Here is a 14,339-nt window from a genome sequence, read left to right as displayed (position 1 = left end):
CATCGCCCACCCTGCAAAAGAGAGTAATTTCTTTAACATAATTCACTCAGACTAAGGTAAGCAGCATTCCACTTAATACACCATATCCAATAGCGAGGAGCCATAACATGGAATACTTGCTATTAACCATACGAGATAATATCCCGCTTGCTTTTTTTGAAGCCGAATAACAAAGCGGAGTTATCTCGCCATCATTTGGCCATTCATGCCAGGGGTTGGGCAAACTCTGGCGCTCAGTTTCAATTTTCTTAATGAGTTCACTGCTATCCTGACAATGGTATTTCCCATGAAACCCCATGAGTAAACAATGTAAATAGACCATGCGCAGCGCAGTATTTTCACTGTCAATATTATCGAGACGAGTAAAGAACTCCTCACCGCCTATAACCGTGTTGAAATAATGCATCTGCAATAACTCATTGCGCCATCCCTGCTTAACAGGAAGATCTGAGCGCAATATCACTTCATCAAACCAGACGGCCATAGCAAATAATGCATCGTCAGCATCGGTTTCTGGAATCGCTAATTGTCGGGACGCATGAATGGCTTGTTGAAATGTCTCCAGCGTTTTCTGACGAAAACTATCATCATCTAAAGGTTGCACATCCTGATGTGATAATTCGCTTACCAGCTTTATAACCGGCAGGTAGCAATCCACTAAATACATCATGGTGCCCCCATATACAGTAGTTGAACCTGCAAATCATCCGGCGCCTGAGTCCAGAAGAATCCAGCCTGGCGATCGCGTTCGATTTTCTGCCACAGTTCGCTGCTTTGATCGATCTGCAAATAGCGCGAGTCGCTGCGTTTTGGCACACCCCGTGGCGGCTGGCTGCACAACTGAAGCGGCACGCCAGGAAGCGCGTGCTGAATAATGGCATCCAGCGCCTGCCGCGAAGCCAACTTCATACTTTGCACAGAGTTGCTCAAGGTGCTCATTTTGCAAAATTGCGCAGAACGCACCAGCAGGTATATTGTGCCCGCCAGCTCCGCTTGCGGCCTGTCTACCTCAGCACTGTAGACATCATGTTCGTCACGTTGCAGCGTGACGTAAGTGTTCTCTTCCAGCACCAGGCTGTTCAAGAGTGCGAGAAGCACACGCCTTGCACTGTCAAAACAGCCTATCAGGTTGTGGTGATCGTACGGCAGCAAAGCATCATCGCCATGGCTCCACTCGCCGCTGAAATTACAGTCATCGTTAAAAGATGAAAGCTCACCAATAAGCTGGCTAAGCTGGGCATACATCATCCATGGATGCAGTTGTGGAGCATTGCGGTACAGCGTCAGCAGCGGCAGAGCACGGTTGAGTGAACGCATCGCCAGCAGCTGAATCACCGACTCTGTATTTTCGTCGCTATTCACCAACCTTTCTGAGCGTTTGTACTCTTCCAACATCCGCGCACGGCTACTCAACTCGTAATAAATATGATCGATTAGCTTCGTTAAGCTTGTGCAACCTTTAAGGCTGATGGACGCCGGAGCAAAACTGTGGTCGGCCACCACGTTCTGGCCGTCAAAGCGAAAACGAGCTAATGGGAAGCAGGCGTAATCTACCGCTTCGGTCTGCTCTTCATCCCACATCAGGCGCAGGTTATACGTCACGTGGGGTACCGAGGTTTCTGGTCCCTGGTGATAGACATCTTTCATCACGTGCTCATCGCGACTGTTTATCCAGCGCGTAACTGCGTGCTGCTGTTCGTCTTCGACCATGCTGACATTTTGTCGCTGCGGATCAAACTTGCGCAGCGCAAGCCATAAAGTGAAAGGACGATCGCGATGTTTCCAGGCGTTGCGGAAATTACGCTTCTCTATCTGGCAATTGCCCGGATATTCGAGATACAAACCCTCAGGCATCAACAACCGAAGCTTGCCGATGTCGGCAGTAAAGTCGATCAACGCCTCTTCATTGAGCTGGTAATCCAAAACGCCGTAATTCCATGGTTGAGCCAGTTGATGATGGCGACTGTGGATCCAGTTCTGATGCAGATCGGCGGACTGAAAGTGCTGAGGCTGTAGATAAAGCCCTGAGTACCAGTAAATGGCTTGTTGTTCAGGTAACATCTTATTTTGCCTCCTGGCTTTCTGAGGCTGGCTTATACAGGTTATCTGCACCGCTGATACTTACGATTCGGCTTTTTCCCAGGGTCAATGACACCTGCAAAGGCGCCAGTTGGGCGTCCCACTCGCTGCTCCACCAGTGTTTTTTGTGAGCCAACTCAGGCACGGCAAAACGGGTGATATGCCCTTCACCAGGGGACGGGTAATAGCCCGCCACCACCGCCACCTGGCGAACATTCTCCGCACGGTCAATGTGCAAAGTATGCTGCTGGCCTGGCATCAACATATAGCGATCAACTTTCAGAACCTTATCGTTTGCCGAAGCGCCGTTGAACAACGCGTGCAGTTCGGACTTATTCTTAAGGACTTCTTCCAGTTGGCTTTTATTGCCTCCCTGAATCACCAAAACCTGAACGCTGTTCGACATCTCTTTCCAGCTGTTCAAACCCGGCTCTGCGGTTAGCTGAATATTGACGGCCCCTTCTGCATAAGGCGCTGAGATGTTATCCAGCGCCAACTGGCGCTGGCCGCTATCGTGGCTACAACTGGCAATAAAAGGCATAAAGAACGCCAGCAATAAATACAAATGACTGTTTTTATTCATTTTGCGGGTCCATTTAACACAAAATTAATCTCGGCAAGGCTTCGCTCATCCCCCACCATTTCCTCAAGCCATTCAGCAAGTTGCATGTTGGCCCAGCGCGCCGCTCGTTCCATTAACATAGGGACCGGACTTGAAGGTTCGGTCTGGCGGAAATAGTGCGCAATGGTCAGCATCTGAGTAATAGCCAGATCGCGTGACATCACTTGCTGCGCTTGCGACGTTTGCGTTGATGCCTCCCCAGCTTGAGTCACGGCCTCGGGATCGAGTACGTTCAGCATCATGATCTCGTCCTGCTGCGAGCTGCTACAGCATTGGTTAATACGAACAAAAAAGTCATTCAGGTCGGTTAACTGCTCGTCGGTCTGGCGTAATACACTCCCTTCGCTCTGGGGATTGTGCCAGGCATAATCTTTATCAAGCTGGCCGATAAGCTGCTGAGATTTATCAATTTGCCAGACCACCGTTGCCACGCGCGCGGCATCCAGCTTTCCCGCCCATAGCGTAAAGCTGCCCATGCTGTAATCTTCTGCTGGCTGATCCTGGTCGCCCTTTTTACCGTGATGCTCAAAGCTGAGCACCTTTTGCCACCACGCCAGCGAACTTTGCTCATCCCCGAGCATCGGCTTTAACGCCAGCTGCAGGCTGATATCCCGGTCCAGACGGTTGAGCATGCCGTAACGATAGCTCGAGCCGTCTTCATCCAACGTCGGCCAGCAATCGTTCCACCAGTTGCTGATAAAGTGATCGAGTAACTCCAGACCGGCGACCAGTCCCTCAGCCTGATAAAGCTGAGTCCATGCCTCCACCAGCCAGCAAGTGACTTGCAGATCTTTACTATGCTGAACCAGCACCTCTTCACTGAGCTTGGCCACCAGCATCCAGTCTGCTTTACGCGGGGTGGTAGACCATTCGTCCTGAGGCAAATAATCCGGATCACTTTCGCGTGCCTGACGGATTCGCTCAAAGATCGGTTCGTATTCGATGTTGCAGCCAGCCGGATTCGCGGTGGAAATCGGTTGTAGCAGTGCTTCGATGTTGAAATTTCTTACGGTTGTCATTTTCTATCTATCCAATTAAAACCTTCGGGAAACCAGCGACAATCTTCCCGCCATGGGCACAGAGGTCGCCTACGCGTGCGGCTGGTTTTCCACCAATTTTCACTTTACTACTGCCCTTTTTGATGGAGTCTGGTGGCCCATTACACACCGCAACATCCCCTTCGGTAGCGGCAGTCATCCCCCCAATCTTCACTTTGGCAATGCCCGGCCCCTGAATCGGCCCACCCACATGGGGCACCGGCACGGTACCGGGGATCATCATCGGACAGACATGCATATCGTTGACTCGCGCTGCGGGTTGTTTCATAACGTTTATCCCTGTTAACCCAATTCGATCTGGCTACCATCGATGGCCACTTTTCCGGAGCCTTTGATATTGACCTCTGCGGCTTTCATCGCCATAGGTCCCTTACTTTCGAAGGTAATTTCCGCGCCATTGATCGTGATCCCATCAGTAGTGATAGCAATCTCGTTTTTACCGACCTTGAAAATGATTTTTTCTTTGGACTCGATAACGCAGGCTTTATCGGTGGTTAACTGGCTCCCACCACCTTTCACGGTGGTGGTTTGATCACCCTTCTTAAGCTCAATAGTTTGATTGCCTTTTTGCAGCGTCAGGCCGTAATTACCTTCATCCAGAATGATGCTGTAATTCCCCTTTTGCAGTGACTGCGCCTGATTACCGTCTTCAAGAACGAGGTCGCTATTGCCTTTTTTTAGCGTCAGATGGTCGTTACCTTCCGTAATTTCGCTGGTGCGATTCGCACCAATGGTGATTTGCGCTTCGTTGAGAACCGTCAACAACAGGTCTTTTTGCGACCCGACGATCAACTTTTCTTCGTCTTTTTTATCGTCAAACACCAGGCGGTGACCGTCCGTGACTTCGCCGTCCTGGGTGCTGCGGGAAACAAAGCCAGACTGTGTTTTTTCATCTGGTAGCGCGATCGGCTGCGGGTTCTCATCGCTGTAGACCGATCCGGTGACCACTGGATGATCGGGATGGCCTTGAATGAAACTCACCAATACTTCGCTACCAATACGCGGTAAAAATAGTGCGCCAAAGTTGCCACCCGCCCAGGGCTGTGACACACGTATCCAGCAGGAACTGCTATCGTCCTGCTTGTTTTCCAAATCCCATGGGAACTGGATTTTGATACGACCAAACTCGTCGGTATGAATTTCTTCAGAATCAGGCCCTACGACGGTTGCCGTCAGCATGCCGGCAATGCTCGGCACAGGTGTTACACACTCCGGACGGAAAGGTTGACTCTGCGGCCAACACTCTACCGAGCAGCTATAGCTGTCTGTCGTCAGCAAGTTATTGCTGGCAGTAAATGACAGTTTATTAATGGCGTATCGTGCGCTGGCCGTCGGGTGGTCAGTCAACTCAAAGCTTTCACCGGCGCTCAAAAAGAAGGCATTCATCTCGCCACTAAAGCGTTGGCTACCCAGTTCGTTGCACTGAAGACGCAGTTCGCTGTATTGCCCCTGGCGTTCGCTGTTCTTCTCGCCATTGGCATCCAGATGATGTAGCTGTGCCACGCTGGCATGACCAAAATCATTGAGGTCTGCCGCATTACTGGCGATAAGTTGACTCTTCACCGCCCAGCCCAACACGCCGACATGCTCCTGTGTGCCGCTAAGCGGGTGAAAAGGCAGGGACGGGACTTTCGCGTCATTCCAGGCTTTATCGTGGTCGGCTAATACCAGTTCATGCTTGTCTTCGCCGTGAGTGAAGAAGTAGCCGATCCCCGCGTTTTCCAACAGTCGAGAGATAAAATCGAAATCAGTTTCACGATACTGAATGAAGTACTCCTGCTCGGCATATTCGGCGCTCAGGCTCAGTTTTACGTCATTGATGTCATGTTCTTTCAACAGCGCCACGACTAAATCCGGCACCGTGGTGCGCTGAAATACCCGTAGGTTTTTACGCAGCCGCGTCAACACCAAACGAGGTTCAATCACAGCATGGAAATATCCCAGCCCATTCCGGTCGTATAAGTGCTGTAATTGCGTGACCACGCCTTGTACAAAGCGCTGTTGCTCAGCGTCACCTATCCGGCAGGCCACTTCTTCACCTAAGCGAGTATTCGCATCAACCCCTTCAGCCGTTGTGAATTGGGCATTCCAGTAATAAGGCGATGAAATGGCCTCTTCACCTTTAAGGGATAACAACACCCACTCTTTCGCGCAATCACCTACCCACCCAATAAAGCGGCTATCCTGTTTCATTAATACTGACATTCAGTTAACTCCTTTGGTAAACGCAACACCCGCACCGGCTGCGACAGATCGTCACCCAAACGGGCATCTCGACCCAATTGACTTCCTGTCAACGTATTCAACGGCGAAGTCGTATTTTCAATCTGCAACTCAATAGTGAATTCAAGCCCCAATCCGAGGTAATCACGCAGCAAGCGAGACAGGCGGATAAATCCTTTTTCACCAGGGAAAAAGCTCAGTGCCTGGCACTGGCTAATCGGCCCTATCGTCACCAGGAATGCGCTCTGATGCTCCCAGCGCAGCCGACCCAACATGGGGGAATTTCCCAGCTGCTGCTCGTTGCTTCCCAGTTGGCAACACCAACGCTCATCGGTGGGTAGCCAGTGGCGGCTAAAGGGGGTGATGCTGGTCGTCACTGCAAGCGCATGCCCTAACAGAGTTTCCAGATTGACCATCGAGCGCACTGCCGGGGCGAGTAATGACGCGTAGCGACCATCGGCAAGTTCAGAAGGCTCATTAAGCACACCGCTCAGCGCCCGTGTTGCCTGCGACAAAGGCATCTCTTCACGCAGCTCAGCTCGTGCGTAGTAATGGTATTTTTCCCATGCCAAATAACGCAGACACTGCATGCGATGGGTGAAAATATCGAAAAAGGCTTTTCCCGCACGGTCGCCATAGCGGTAGTAGCGTTCAACCAGCCATTCGGTATACACCGTGGGTAACGCGCCCAGCGCCCCGGTTAAGCCCTGCGACCAGACTTCTAGCTGCCAGCGGCCATCGGCGGTTCGGGATATCTCCCCCACCTCACCTTTTGGTGCATCCAGCGACATAGGCGAGACAAAACGGATGGCATCATCCAAGAGTTGCTCCTTGTCACCTTCTTGCTGACGGGACACCGCCTGTAACAGCAGACGAACCTGTTGATAAAAGCTCAGGCGATTACCACGGCGGCTTAAATCCATGACAACCTCCCGGCTCGAATAGGCCATATCCGGCAAGACTCAGGGTCACCACCTATCTGCGTCACCAACCGCGAAAAACTATTTACCGGCGCATAGAGTCCGAGGAGACGATCGAGGAAACGGCAGAGTAAAAAATATTCGCTTTCGTACTGTGCTTCTGCCGTAAACGTCAGGTTAATTTCCACGCCACGGGCTAACGAATGCGGATCGCCTGCCACTAAACGGGTATTGACTGGCTTCACGTTCAGCGATGCGATCATCGTCACCAGCCGGTTTATCGCGCTGTTGTTAGTAAAGTTGTACAACGCGAGCGTTTCTTTGAGTACCTGACAACCCTGAGGGCCGCTGAGCAGGACGTGATTAAGTGTTAGCTGCGAGATAAGTCGCCAGCGCGACGGCGTGTTTCCCGGCGGAGACTGGGGTTCGCTGGGGCGAGTCAATGCGTTAATCGTTACACCAGCAAGGGGTAAATCAGCCTCAAAATCGCCCTGCGGATTGCCGTTTGCCATGCGAGTAGGAATGCTGCCGTTGTGACAGGTCACTTCCAGCAAGGCCACGTCACCTTCCGGTTGCAGGTTATCGCCCTGGCGGTCGGCAAAGGCGAGCACACACTGCTTGCGTGGCTTTCCGTTGACGATGGCATCGCGCTGCAACTGTTGCCAGAACAAGCCGTTTTGCGCATCAATTCCCGCTTCATCCAGGCCCAGTAACGAATAGACATGCAGTGACTCGGTTTGATTATCCCGGGTACGCTGGAGCTTGACCTGATTAATAGACCAGACTTCTACCCCCTGCTGCCCGCGTACATCGGCAATAACCGGATACTCAGCAATCTCAGGGCTCAGATTGAGGGGCTCGGCACGCTGGGTGTACAAATTAATGGCCGGCGTACAGTTCAGGCGGAAACAACTGGTGTTGATCATTGCCGCCTGACTGTCGAGCTGACGGGCAAGTGCACAACGGTTAAACACAATTTTGTAACTAAACTGGCTCCCTGCGGCGGCGGAAAAATTCTCCGGCAATGGCAAGTCGATAAAGTGAAACTTCTGCGGGAACAATAAATAGTCATGCATCAGACTGTGCGTTGCCGCGACGCGTGCATCACGGTTATATAACGCTTCACCGGCAGCAAAACCCACCTCGCCAATCATTCTCACGGGTAAGTCGCTCTGTTGCTGATCCTGAATCACAGCCAGTTGGTTCACTTCCGAGCTTATGAGCGCATAAAGCATGTTTACCAGGTTAGCGCTGCCATGCAGATGCAAACGTAGCCGGCTGTCTTCGACCTTTGCTCCCGGCCAAACGGAGAAATGTAGCTGCAGACACCAGTACATCTGATTGCTGTCCAGCGCCAGGTCCACGTTATCCAGAGACGCCGGCCAAAGGCTAAGCGGATAAAGGGTTTCAAAGCGACAGGGCTGACCATCAATCGGTTTTGAAACGATACCCAAACCCGCAGCCAGCTCTTTTTTGGCCGTCATTCCGCTGGCTTTACGCTGTGGCATGAACTGTACAATGCAGGCTGATGGGAAGGTGCGTAACAACTGTGGTGCCAGAGTTTGCATTAAACCGCTGGTGACCTGATGCATATCGTCGTCAAGGCGCTGGTGAATTTGTGCCGTTAACAATGCAAAGGATTCAATTAAGCGTTCAACATGCGGATCTTCAGAACGCCCTTCAGAAAAGCCTAAACGACGAGCAACCTTAGGGAACAGGTGTGCGAAAGCCTTACCGTGCTGATGCAGAGTGCTTAATTCTTTCTGATAATAGGAAAGCAATTTTTTCATCATAACAATGGCTACGCTTGCTCGTTTAAATAAAAAGTACTCATCGCATCGTCCCAGATTAATGTGCAACTGAGCGATTGATCATTCCATTGCGCCTGAATAATAAATTCAACACGCGGCAAATTAGGTTGATGGATATTCACAGAGACATCTATTAATCTGGGTTCGAAACGCGCCAATAAGTTTTCAATACGTAGACGCATAATCTCTCCACGAGCAATTGAACTCTCCTGTGAATAAAACCCTTCATCTAACCCATAATTAATTACCGTACTATTTACTGCGTTATTTTCTTCCAGTGAACGGATGCGCGGACGTGAATCAAAAAGCATCCGGAGTTCATCAAAGATCCAGTGACTTTTTGTTTCCCATTCGTCTTCAATACTGTCTGGCATATCGTCTGCCAAACGCTGCAGTAAGGAATTATTCATATTTATTTGTGAAACTGGCGCAGCACGCTGCGCCAATTCAAACTTAATTACATTTTAGTATTTTCGATGTTACTCCAGGACATTTCGCCCTCTTTATTTGTTTTTGGATCGACTGGTACGGCAACTTTGAAGAGCATCGTGTCATATGCCATAACATAATCCTCTTGCGGCACCCCACCACTATTTCTGGCTTCTAATGAATGAGCTATAAACAAACATTTCCCAAATGTATATTTCATAAGCTCTTTATCGTCGCTGCCAAGTTTTGTCATTTGTTTGACAATAACTTCTTCGATCTCTGTCGCTTCTGCAATTTTGTTCAGAAGTTTTGGTGAACGCTCATCCAGAGACTTCTTAAATGACAGATTTTCAAAATGTGGCGAACCGTCATTAGTGACTTTGCCACTGCTGCCATCAATTCTTGCAGAACTGAAAGCGTGCATAGACATGTTTTCCAGTGGGATCCACTCTTTAATATCGTCGGGAGGCGTGTCACCCGTAAAACCTTTGATATGCATGAAAAGGGTATTAGTAGACATAATTTAACTCCATGTTAAACAGTTTATTTAAGCACCAGTTGATGCTGGAAGTTCTGCGACCAGGCGCAGAGAAAGTGTCAATCCTTCAAGTTGGAAATGCGGTTTCAAATAGGCAATGGCGCGGTATTGACCTGGGGCACCGGGCACTTCATAAACGTCTACCCGAGCTTCGCGTAGAGGCTTTTTAGCTTTAGTTGCCGGCCCCACGTCGTCAGAAGCGGTCACATACTGGCTAATCCACTTTTGCAGATAGCGCTGGCATTCGTCTTTGGACATAAAGCTACCGACCTTGTCGCGGACGATGGCCTTCAGATAATGAGCAAAGCGCGAAGTGGTCATGATGTACTGCAGTTGGCTTGACAGACGCGCATTAGCATTAGCCAGGTCCGAATCATATTTGCGCGGCTTGTTTACCGACTGCACGGCAAAGAAAGCGGCGTAATCTGTCCCTTTGCAGTAAACCAGCGGGATAAAACCGAGGTCAGCCAGCTCTTTTTCGCGACGGTCTGAAATGGCGACTTCCGTCGGGCACTGCAGCACATTTTCACCACTGCTGGCGGTATAGCTGTGTGCTGGCAGAGATTTCACCAGACCACCCCCTTCAACGCCGCGGATTGCCGCACACCAACCGTATTGTTCGAATGCTTCAACCATGCGGCCAGCCAGCTCATAAGCTGCGTTCACCCACAGGTAGCTTTCGTTAACATCCTGCTCGTTATGGCTTTCTTCAAAGTTGAAGCTTTCTACAGAAATCGTTTTTGCGCCGTATGGCAGACGGCCAATCACGCGTGGCAAGGTCAGACCCACATAGCGAGCATCATCGGTCAGGCGGAATGACTTCCAACGCGCATAGTCGGAGGTATCGAACAGCTTGCCCAAATCACGAGGACGCGGCATTTCGCCGAAGCCGTTCATGGCAAACATGCCAGGATTTGCCGCACTCAGGAATGGAGCATGGGCCGCCGCCGCAACGTGGGAAATCTGCTCCAGCAACATAATGTCTTCCGCGGTATTATCGAACTCAAAATCGCCGACAAACGCAGAATATGGCAGGCCGCCAAAGGTGCCGTATTCACTTTCATAAATCGCTTTAAACATCACTGACTGATCAAAGTCAGAGGCGGATTTAAAGTCTTTGAGTAACTCTTTTTTGGTGCAGTTGAACATGCGCACATGCGTATTTTCTGTCACGCTGCTCTGGACCAGTTTGTGCAGGCCACGCCAGGAAGATTCCATTTTCTGGAATTCTGCTGCGTGCATGATGTTGCTCACCTGCTCAGAAAGCAGTTCGTCAATTGCCGCAATGCGCTGTTCAATGCTGCCAACCAAATCGTGCGAAACGACTACCGCACCGGTCGCGACTTGTGCCAGAAAGCTATCAAGCTGACTTTTAACTTTCGGGCGGTCAGTTTCTTTACGAATCGCCTGGGTGTTGTTGATAATCTCATCCAGATAATCAAGCTCAGCCCCTGATTGCTCAACAACTGGATTCACGGTCATATCACTCATTCCGTTTCTCCTGAGTTATTTTGCTGATTCAGCATTTCAATCAACTGTTCTTTTAGGCGGTCATTACTGGCTGTACGATTGCGTAAATCACTCAACTGTTCACGCAATTCGAGTAATTTACGTAACGGTTCAACCTGCGCGACAATATTGTCCGGAGTAAAGTCATCCAGTGAATTAAACTTAAGTTCCACGGCCAGCTTCCCTTCATTTTCTGGCAATGCACTGTCAACCAACAATTCAACTTTCGGCGCCATCCCTTCCATCACTTCATTAAAATTGTCTTTATCAATTTTAATGAAGTTGCGATCGCGAAACTCTGTATCATCTTTGGTGAATTCACCCATGACACCAATAACCAGCGGCAGTTCTTTACTTTCCTGCGCGCCTCCAGTTTCTACGTCATAACTTATTTGCACACGAGGTGGGCGTGCCTTCGATAATTTACTCTGCGTATTACTCATTAATCTTCACCAATGCTGATATAAGGCTGTGGATTATCCGTTCTCGCCTGATTAAGTACTTTCTAAAGAGACGAAGCTGTCAACCTACGGTGGATGACAACAGCCACAAACTTATGCCTGCCTCCCCCTCTCATTGGAAAGTGGGTGAAATTTACCGGTCATCTAGGAAGTTTCCCACTGAGAAAACCTGAATTAATCTCATGAAAGGGTAATCTGATTTAAAACCAACGAAATCAGTAGATTGAGGTGATATTTTAAATAAAAATACCGCCTGATTACTGGGAGATATGGCGGTTATCAAACCAGTAAGCTAAGCGGTAAGATTTATTCAGGAAAGTGTTTTACCGTTCAGCCAACATTCGTCTGGCTGTGGCAATATAAACGCGGCATGCCGGCAACGCTGACAATGACATCGTCATTCGCCAAACGACTGAGCTGATAATAATCACGATGTTGTACTTTATAGGTGGGGAACAGATAAGCCTCTGCCAACGAATGAGGTAAATTATCGCCAAATGCTGGGTGCACTTCGTGGGTTATAGAATGCAGATAGTTTTGATTCATATACCACGTAAACTCAGCCCGACGATTAATGCGCCAGATAGCTTCAGTACTACCATCTTCCTGCAGCTGCACTAAATTACCGCTGATGAAACTAATTGCAGAACGATCGGCATAGTAATGGGTTTTAATCGCACCCTGTAATTTTACCGATTGCTGTTTTTCAATACGAATATTAAAGGGAACCTGGCAATAGAGATCCAACTCTGACTTGGGTGATAATGCAAAAAGCGCCAACCAGGGCGCTATGTTTAGTGTGATAAACAGACTGACTACAGCTTTCTTTTTCATTTAAAGACTCGTTTTATCCACCATAACTGAGGTGATACATCCATTATCTCGTTCAGTAATTTCACGCTTACATAAAAAATAGCTGCTAAGCGTTTTATCAGACGTATTATTGATATAAATATATGAAGCGAGTGTTCCATCTGGTAGCCCAATGTTATCTGGAAGACGAGCAACGGCGCGTTCTGTTAGATAAGTCATGGAGGGTTTATTATTTTGGACATAAACCGCGGCATTATTGAATTCTTGTAAAAAATGCCAGCGCTGTGCCAGCATTGGCAATGAGGCTGGTAATCGTTGATAAAGATAAAATCCACATAGCAATACCAGGTTTAGTAAAACTAAAGCCAAACCGATTTTAAGTGGTTGGCTCAGCCATCTCTTATGCAGTTTTTTTGTGGGGGCCGTTTTCTCGGAAAGAATATCAGGACTGGAGGGAGTCTCATTCTCTACTATCATCGGCAAGTCATCAGCTCTTAGAATAATCTCTGCTGATAGACTTTCTGCCTGCTCCGTAATACTCAAACGTTCAACGGTGAGTTCTGACGATAATTTATAACCAATGCGCGGAACCGTGATGATTAAGCCACCATCAAGTTGAAAGTGCTCAAAAGCTTTGCGAAGCTGAGAAATAACTTGCCACATGCTACCTTCCGCCACGACGGTACCAAATTTCCCCCAACCATTATGCAGCAAGTCCTTCTTATAAATAACCTCGCCTTGGTTCGCGATAAACAACCCCAAACAACGACTGGTTGTTGCACCTAAAATAATGACATCACTTTCAGACTCGCAGTGGCTCAAGGTATATTTTTCTTCATCAAATATGATGGTGCCGTTTAAGCTAACTTTCGCCATACCCTATCCCGTTCTACAGCGCCCAATATGAATTTGTCATTACATACTATATTAGTGACTGCAATCACAAAATGACACTCACTCTTCCTGAAATAAACTTTTAAAGAAAACACAAACAAATATAAAACAACCAATTAGGTAGTAAGCTTAAGTAAGATACTTATGCATTCTCTTTTGAGGAACGATCGTGAGACCATCGATGATTGCTCATCTCTTTTCGCTGGTGATACCCAAAACGCCCCAACAGATTGCTGAATAGCTCTGTTTTATAGACTTCAAGTTTTTTTAGCCCAAGAGATTTTTGCGAATATATGGTCTTGACGCTACGCTGCGAGCTCTCAGCAATTTCCCTGATCGTCTTGCCCTGGGCTAACGCCAATAGAACCATTTTTTCCTGAGGTGACAGAGGGAAATAGAGTCCCGATGACCTACGCGAACGTGTGTGAATTTCAGATTTACCATCTAAAAGTTTAAAGAGTTCAGAGGCTCTCATTTCTTTAGAATAACAGCTTAGTTTCTCGGCTTTATTAATACCGGGGTTAGATGACAATAGCGCCACCGACGCGTTCGGGAAAAGACTGCAGATCCATTTGATAGCAAAATCGCTGTAGTTTTCAGAAATATATTGAGTATCAGCATCAAAACAAATCATGCCATTAAAATGTGAACAAAGGGCTTCATGTATGAATGCCAATTCACTTAGCCTAAAATGGAGGATTTCCCTGTTTCTACTATCGTATTTATTCAATTGCGAGATAAACGCGATGTCATCCGAGATAACTATTAACGGATGTCGCATGTTCGAATTTAAAGTGCCCATCATCTATCATCCCTCTTAACATAAAGTGACTAACTCTCCTTCCCGGGCGTTGAACTTGTTGCAGTGGTATTGCGTGAATTTAAACATTCATACCATCGTTTTTATTTGGCTTTATGGTAGACACAAGCCCTGGGCAAACACACTCACTTTTCCTCAAATAACCTTTGTGATACGACGTGA

15 protein-coding genes are annotated in these 14,339 nt (G+C 48.4%); all 15 read right to left on the bottom strand.

From position 1 onward, the window contains the following. Nucleotides 1-46: 46 nt before the first annotated feature. Entirely contained in the window at nucleotides 47-670 is a 624-nt protein-coding gene (locus tag LVQ77_RS01475) for a DotU family type IV/VI secretion system protein (protein ID WP_232903475.1), read from the bottom strand. After that, nucleotides 667-2,061, bottom strand: coding sequence for a type VI secretion system baseplate subunit TssK (tssK, locus tag LVQ77_RS01470; RefSeq protein WP_232903474.1), 1,395 nt, complete (start codon nucleotides 2,059-2,061; stop codon nucleotides 667-669). The genes LVQ77_RS01475 and tssK overlap by 4 nt, the downstream gene beginning before the upstream one ends. A 1-nt stretch (nucleotide 2,062) precedes the next feature. Beyond that, nucleotides 2,063-2,662, bottom strand: coding sequence for a type VI secretion lipoprotein TssJ (locus LVQ77_RS01465; protein ID WP_232903473.1), 600 nt, complete (start codon nucleotides 2,660-2,662; stop codon nucleotides 2,063-2,065). Beyond that, on the bottom strand, nucleotides 2,659-3,720 hold the full coding sequence (tssA, locus tag LVQ77_RS01460) for a type VI secretion system protein TssA (RefSeq protein WP_232903472.1): 1,062 nt from the start codon (nucleotides 3,718-3,720) through the stop codon (nucleotides 2,659-2,661). The genes LVQ77_RS01465 and tssA overlap by 4 nt, the downstream gene beginning before the upstream one ends. Before the next feature lie 7 nt (nucleotides 3,721-3,727). After that, nucleotides 3,728-4,027, bottom strand: a complete 300-nt coding sequence (locus LVQ77_RS01455) for a PAAR domain-containing protein (RefSeq protein ID WP_232903471.1) — start codon at nucleotides 4,025-4,027, stop codon at nucleotides 3,728-3,730. A gap of 14 nt (nucleotides 4,028-4,041) precedes the next feature. Further along, nucleotides 4,042-5,964, bottom strand: coding sequence for a type VI secretion system Vgr family protein (locus tag LVQ77_RS01450; protein ID WP_232863602.1), 1,923 nt, complete (start codon nucleotides 5,962-5,964; stop codon nucleotides 4,042-4,044). Next, the gene (gene tssG / locus LVQ77_RS01445) at nucleotides 5,952-6,905 is read right to left on the bottom strand and encodes a type VI secretion system baseplate subunit TssG (protein WP_232903470.1); all 954 of its coding nucleotides are present in this window, start codon (nucleotides 6,903-6,905) and stop codon (nucleotides 5,952-5,954) included. Before tssG ends, LVQ77_RS01450 begins: the two co-directional genes overlap by 13 nt. Next, nucleotides 6,896-8,695 carry a type VI secretion system baseplate subunit TssF gene (tssF, locus tag LVQ77_RS01440; RefSeq protein ID WP_232903469.1) on the bottom strand — a complete coding sequence of 600 codons (1,800 nt, stop codon included), beginning with the start codon at nucleotides 8,693-8,695 and terminating at the stop codon, nucleotides 6,896-6,898. The genes tssG and tssF overlap by 10 nt, the downstream gene beginning before the upstream one ends. A gap of 8 nt (nucleotides 8,696-8,703) precedes the next feature. Further along, nucleotides 8,704-9,159, bottom strand: a complete 456-nt coding sequence (locus LVQ77_RS01435) for a GPW/gp25 family protein (protein WP_232903468.1) — start codon at nucleotides 9,157-9,159, stop codon at nucleotides 8,704-8,706. An 11-nt stretch (nucleotides 9,160-9,170) separates the two neighbouring features. Beyond that, a complete protein-coding gene (locus LVQ77_RS01430) occupies nucleotides 9,171-9,662 on the bottom strand; it encodes a type VI secretion system tube protein Hcp (protein WP_232863598.1) in 492 nt (163 codons plus the stop codon). 27 nt (nucleotides 9,663-9,689) lie between these two features. Then, entirely contained in the window at nucleotides 9,690-11,162 is a 1,473-nt protein-coding gene (tssC, locus tag LVQ77_RS01425) for a type VI secretion system contractile sheath large subunit (RefSeq protein WP_370640068.1), read from the bottom strand. A gap of 5 nt (nucleotides 11,163-11,167) precedes the next feature. Then, nucleotides 11,168-11,632: a type VI secretion system contractile sheath small subunit gene (tssB, locus tag LVQ77_RS01420; RefSeq protein ID WP_232863596.1), complete on the bottom strand. Its 465-nt coding sequence runs from the start codon at nucleotides 11,630-11,632 to the stop codon at nucleotides 11,168-11,170. Nucleotides 11,633-11,980: 348 nt separating this feature from the next. Beyond that, entirely contained in the window at nucleotides 11,981-12,484 is a 504-nt protein-coding gene (locus tag LVQ77_RS01415; RefSeq protein WP_232903466.1) for a hypothetical protein, read from the bottom strand. Continuing rightward, on the bottom strand, nucleotides 12,485-13,339 hold the full coding sequence (locus LVQ77_RS01410; RefSeq protein WP_232903465.1) for a winged helix-turn-helix domain-containing protein: 855 nt from the start codon (nucleotides 13,337-13,339) through the stop codon (nucleotides 12,485-12,487). Between the two features lie 160 nt (nucleotides 13,340-13,499). Beyond that, nucleotides 13,500-14,162 carry a LuxR C-terminal-related transcriptional regulator gene (locus LVQ77_RS01405; RefSeq protein ID WP_232863593.1) on the bottom strand — a complete coding sequence of 221 codons (663 nt, stop codon included), beginning with the start codon at nucleotides 14,160-14,162 and terminating at the stop codon, nucleotides 13,500-13,502. Between the last annotated feature and the right edge of the window lie 177 nt (nucleotides 14,163-14,339).

The organism is Buttiauxella cochleicola, assembly GCF_021282435.1.
Taxonomy (GTDB): domain Bacteria; phylum Pseudomonadota; class Gammaproteobacteria; order Enterobacterales; family Enterobacteriaceae; genus Buttiauxella; species Buttiauxella massiliensis.
Note: the sequence above shows the minus strand (reverse complement) of the source record. Positions and strands in the feature narration are given on the sequence as shown.

Bases quoted from the DNA above. Each gene is read 5' to 3' on its own strand.
- LVQ77_RS01475 (WP_232903475.1), bottom strand. From the start codon at position 670: ATGATGTATTTAGTGGATTGCTACCTGCCGGTTATAAAGCTGGTAAGC.
- tssK (WP_232903474.1), bottom strand. From the start codon at position 2,061: ATGTTACCTGAACAACAAGCCATTTACTGGTACTCAGGGCTTTATCTA.
- LVQ77_RS01465 (WP_232903473.1), bottom strand. From the start codon at position 2,662: ATGAATAAAAACAGTCATTTGTATTTATTGCTGGCGTTCTTTATGCCT.
- tssA (WP_232903472.1), bottom strand. From the start codon at position 3,720: ATGACAACCGTAAGAAATTTCAACATCGAAGCACTGCTACAACCGATT.
- LVQ77_RS01455 (WP_232903471.1), bottom strand. From the start codon at position 4,027: ATGAAACAACCCGCAGCGCGAGTCAACGATATGCATGTCTGTCCGATG.
- LVQ77_RS01450 (WP_232863602.1), bottom strand. From the start codon at position 5,964: ATGTCAGTATTAATGAAACAGGATAGCCGCTTTATTGGGTGGGTAGGT.
- tssG (WP_232903470.1), bottom strand. From the start codon at position 6,905: ATGGATTTAAGCCGCCGTGGTAATCGCCTGAGCTTTTATCAACAGGTT.
- tssF (WP_232903469.1), bottom strand. From the start codon at position 8,695: ATGATGAAAAAATTGCTTTCCTATTATCAGAAAGAATTAAGCACTCTG.
- LVQ77_RS01430 (WP_232863598.1), bottom strand. From the start codon at position 9,662: ATGTCTACTAATACCCTTTTCATGCATATCAAAGGTTTTACGGGTGAC.
- tssC (WP_370640068.1), bottom strand. From the start codon at position 11,162: ATGACCGTGAATCCAGTTGTTGAGCAATCAGGGGCTGAGCTTGATTAT.
- tssB (WP_232863596.1), bottom strand. From the start codon at position 11,632: ATGAGTAATACGCAGAGTAAATTATCGAAGGCACGCCCACCTCGTGTG.
- LVQ77_RS01415 (WP_232903466.1), bottom strand. From the start codon at position 12,484: ATGAAAAAGAAAGCTGTAGTCAGTCTGTTTATCACACTAAACATAGCG.
- LVQ77_RS01410 (WP_232903465.1), bottom strand. From the start codon at position 13,339: ATGGCGAAAGTTAGCTTAAACGGCACCATCATATTTGATGAAGAAAAA.
- LVQ77_RS01405 (WP_232863593.1), bottom strand. From the start codon at position 14,162: ATGATGGGCACTTTAAATTCGAACATGCGACATCCGTTAATAGTTATC.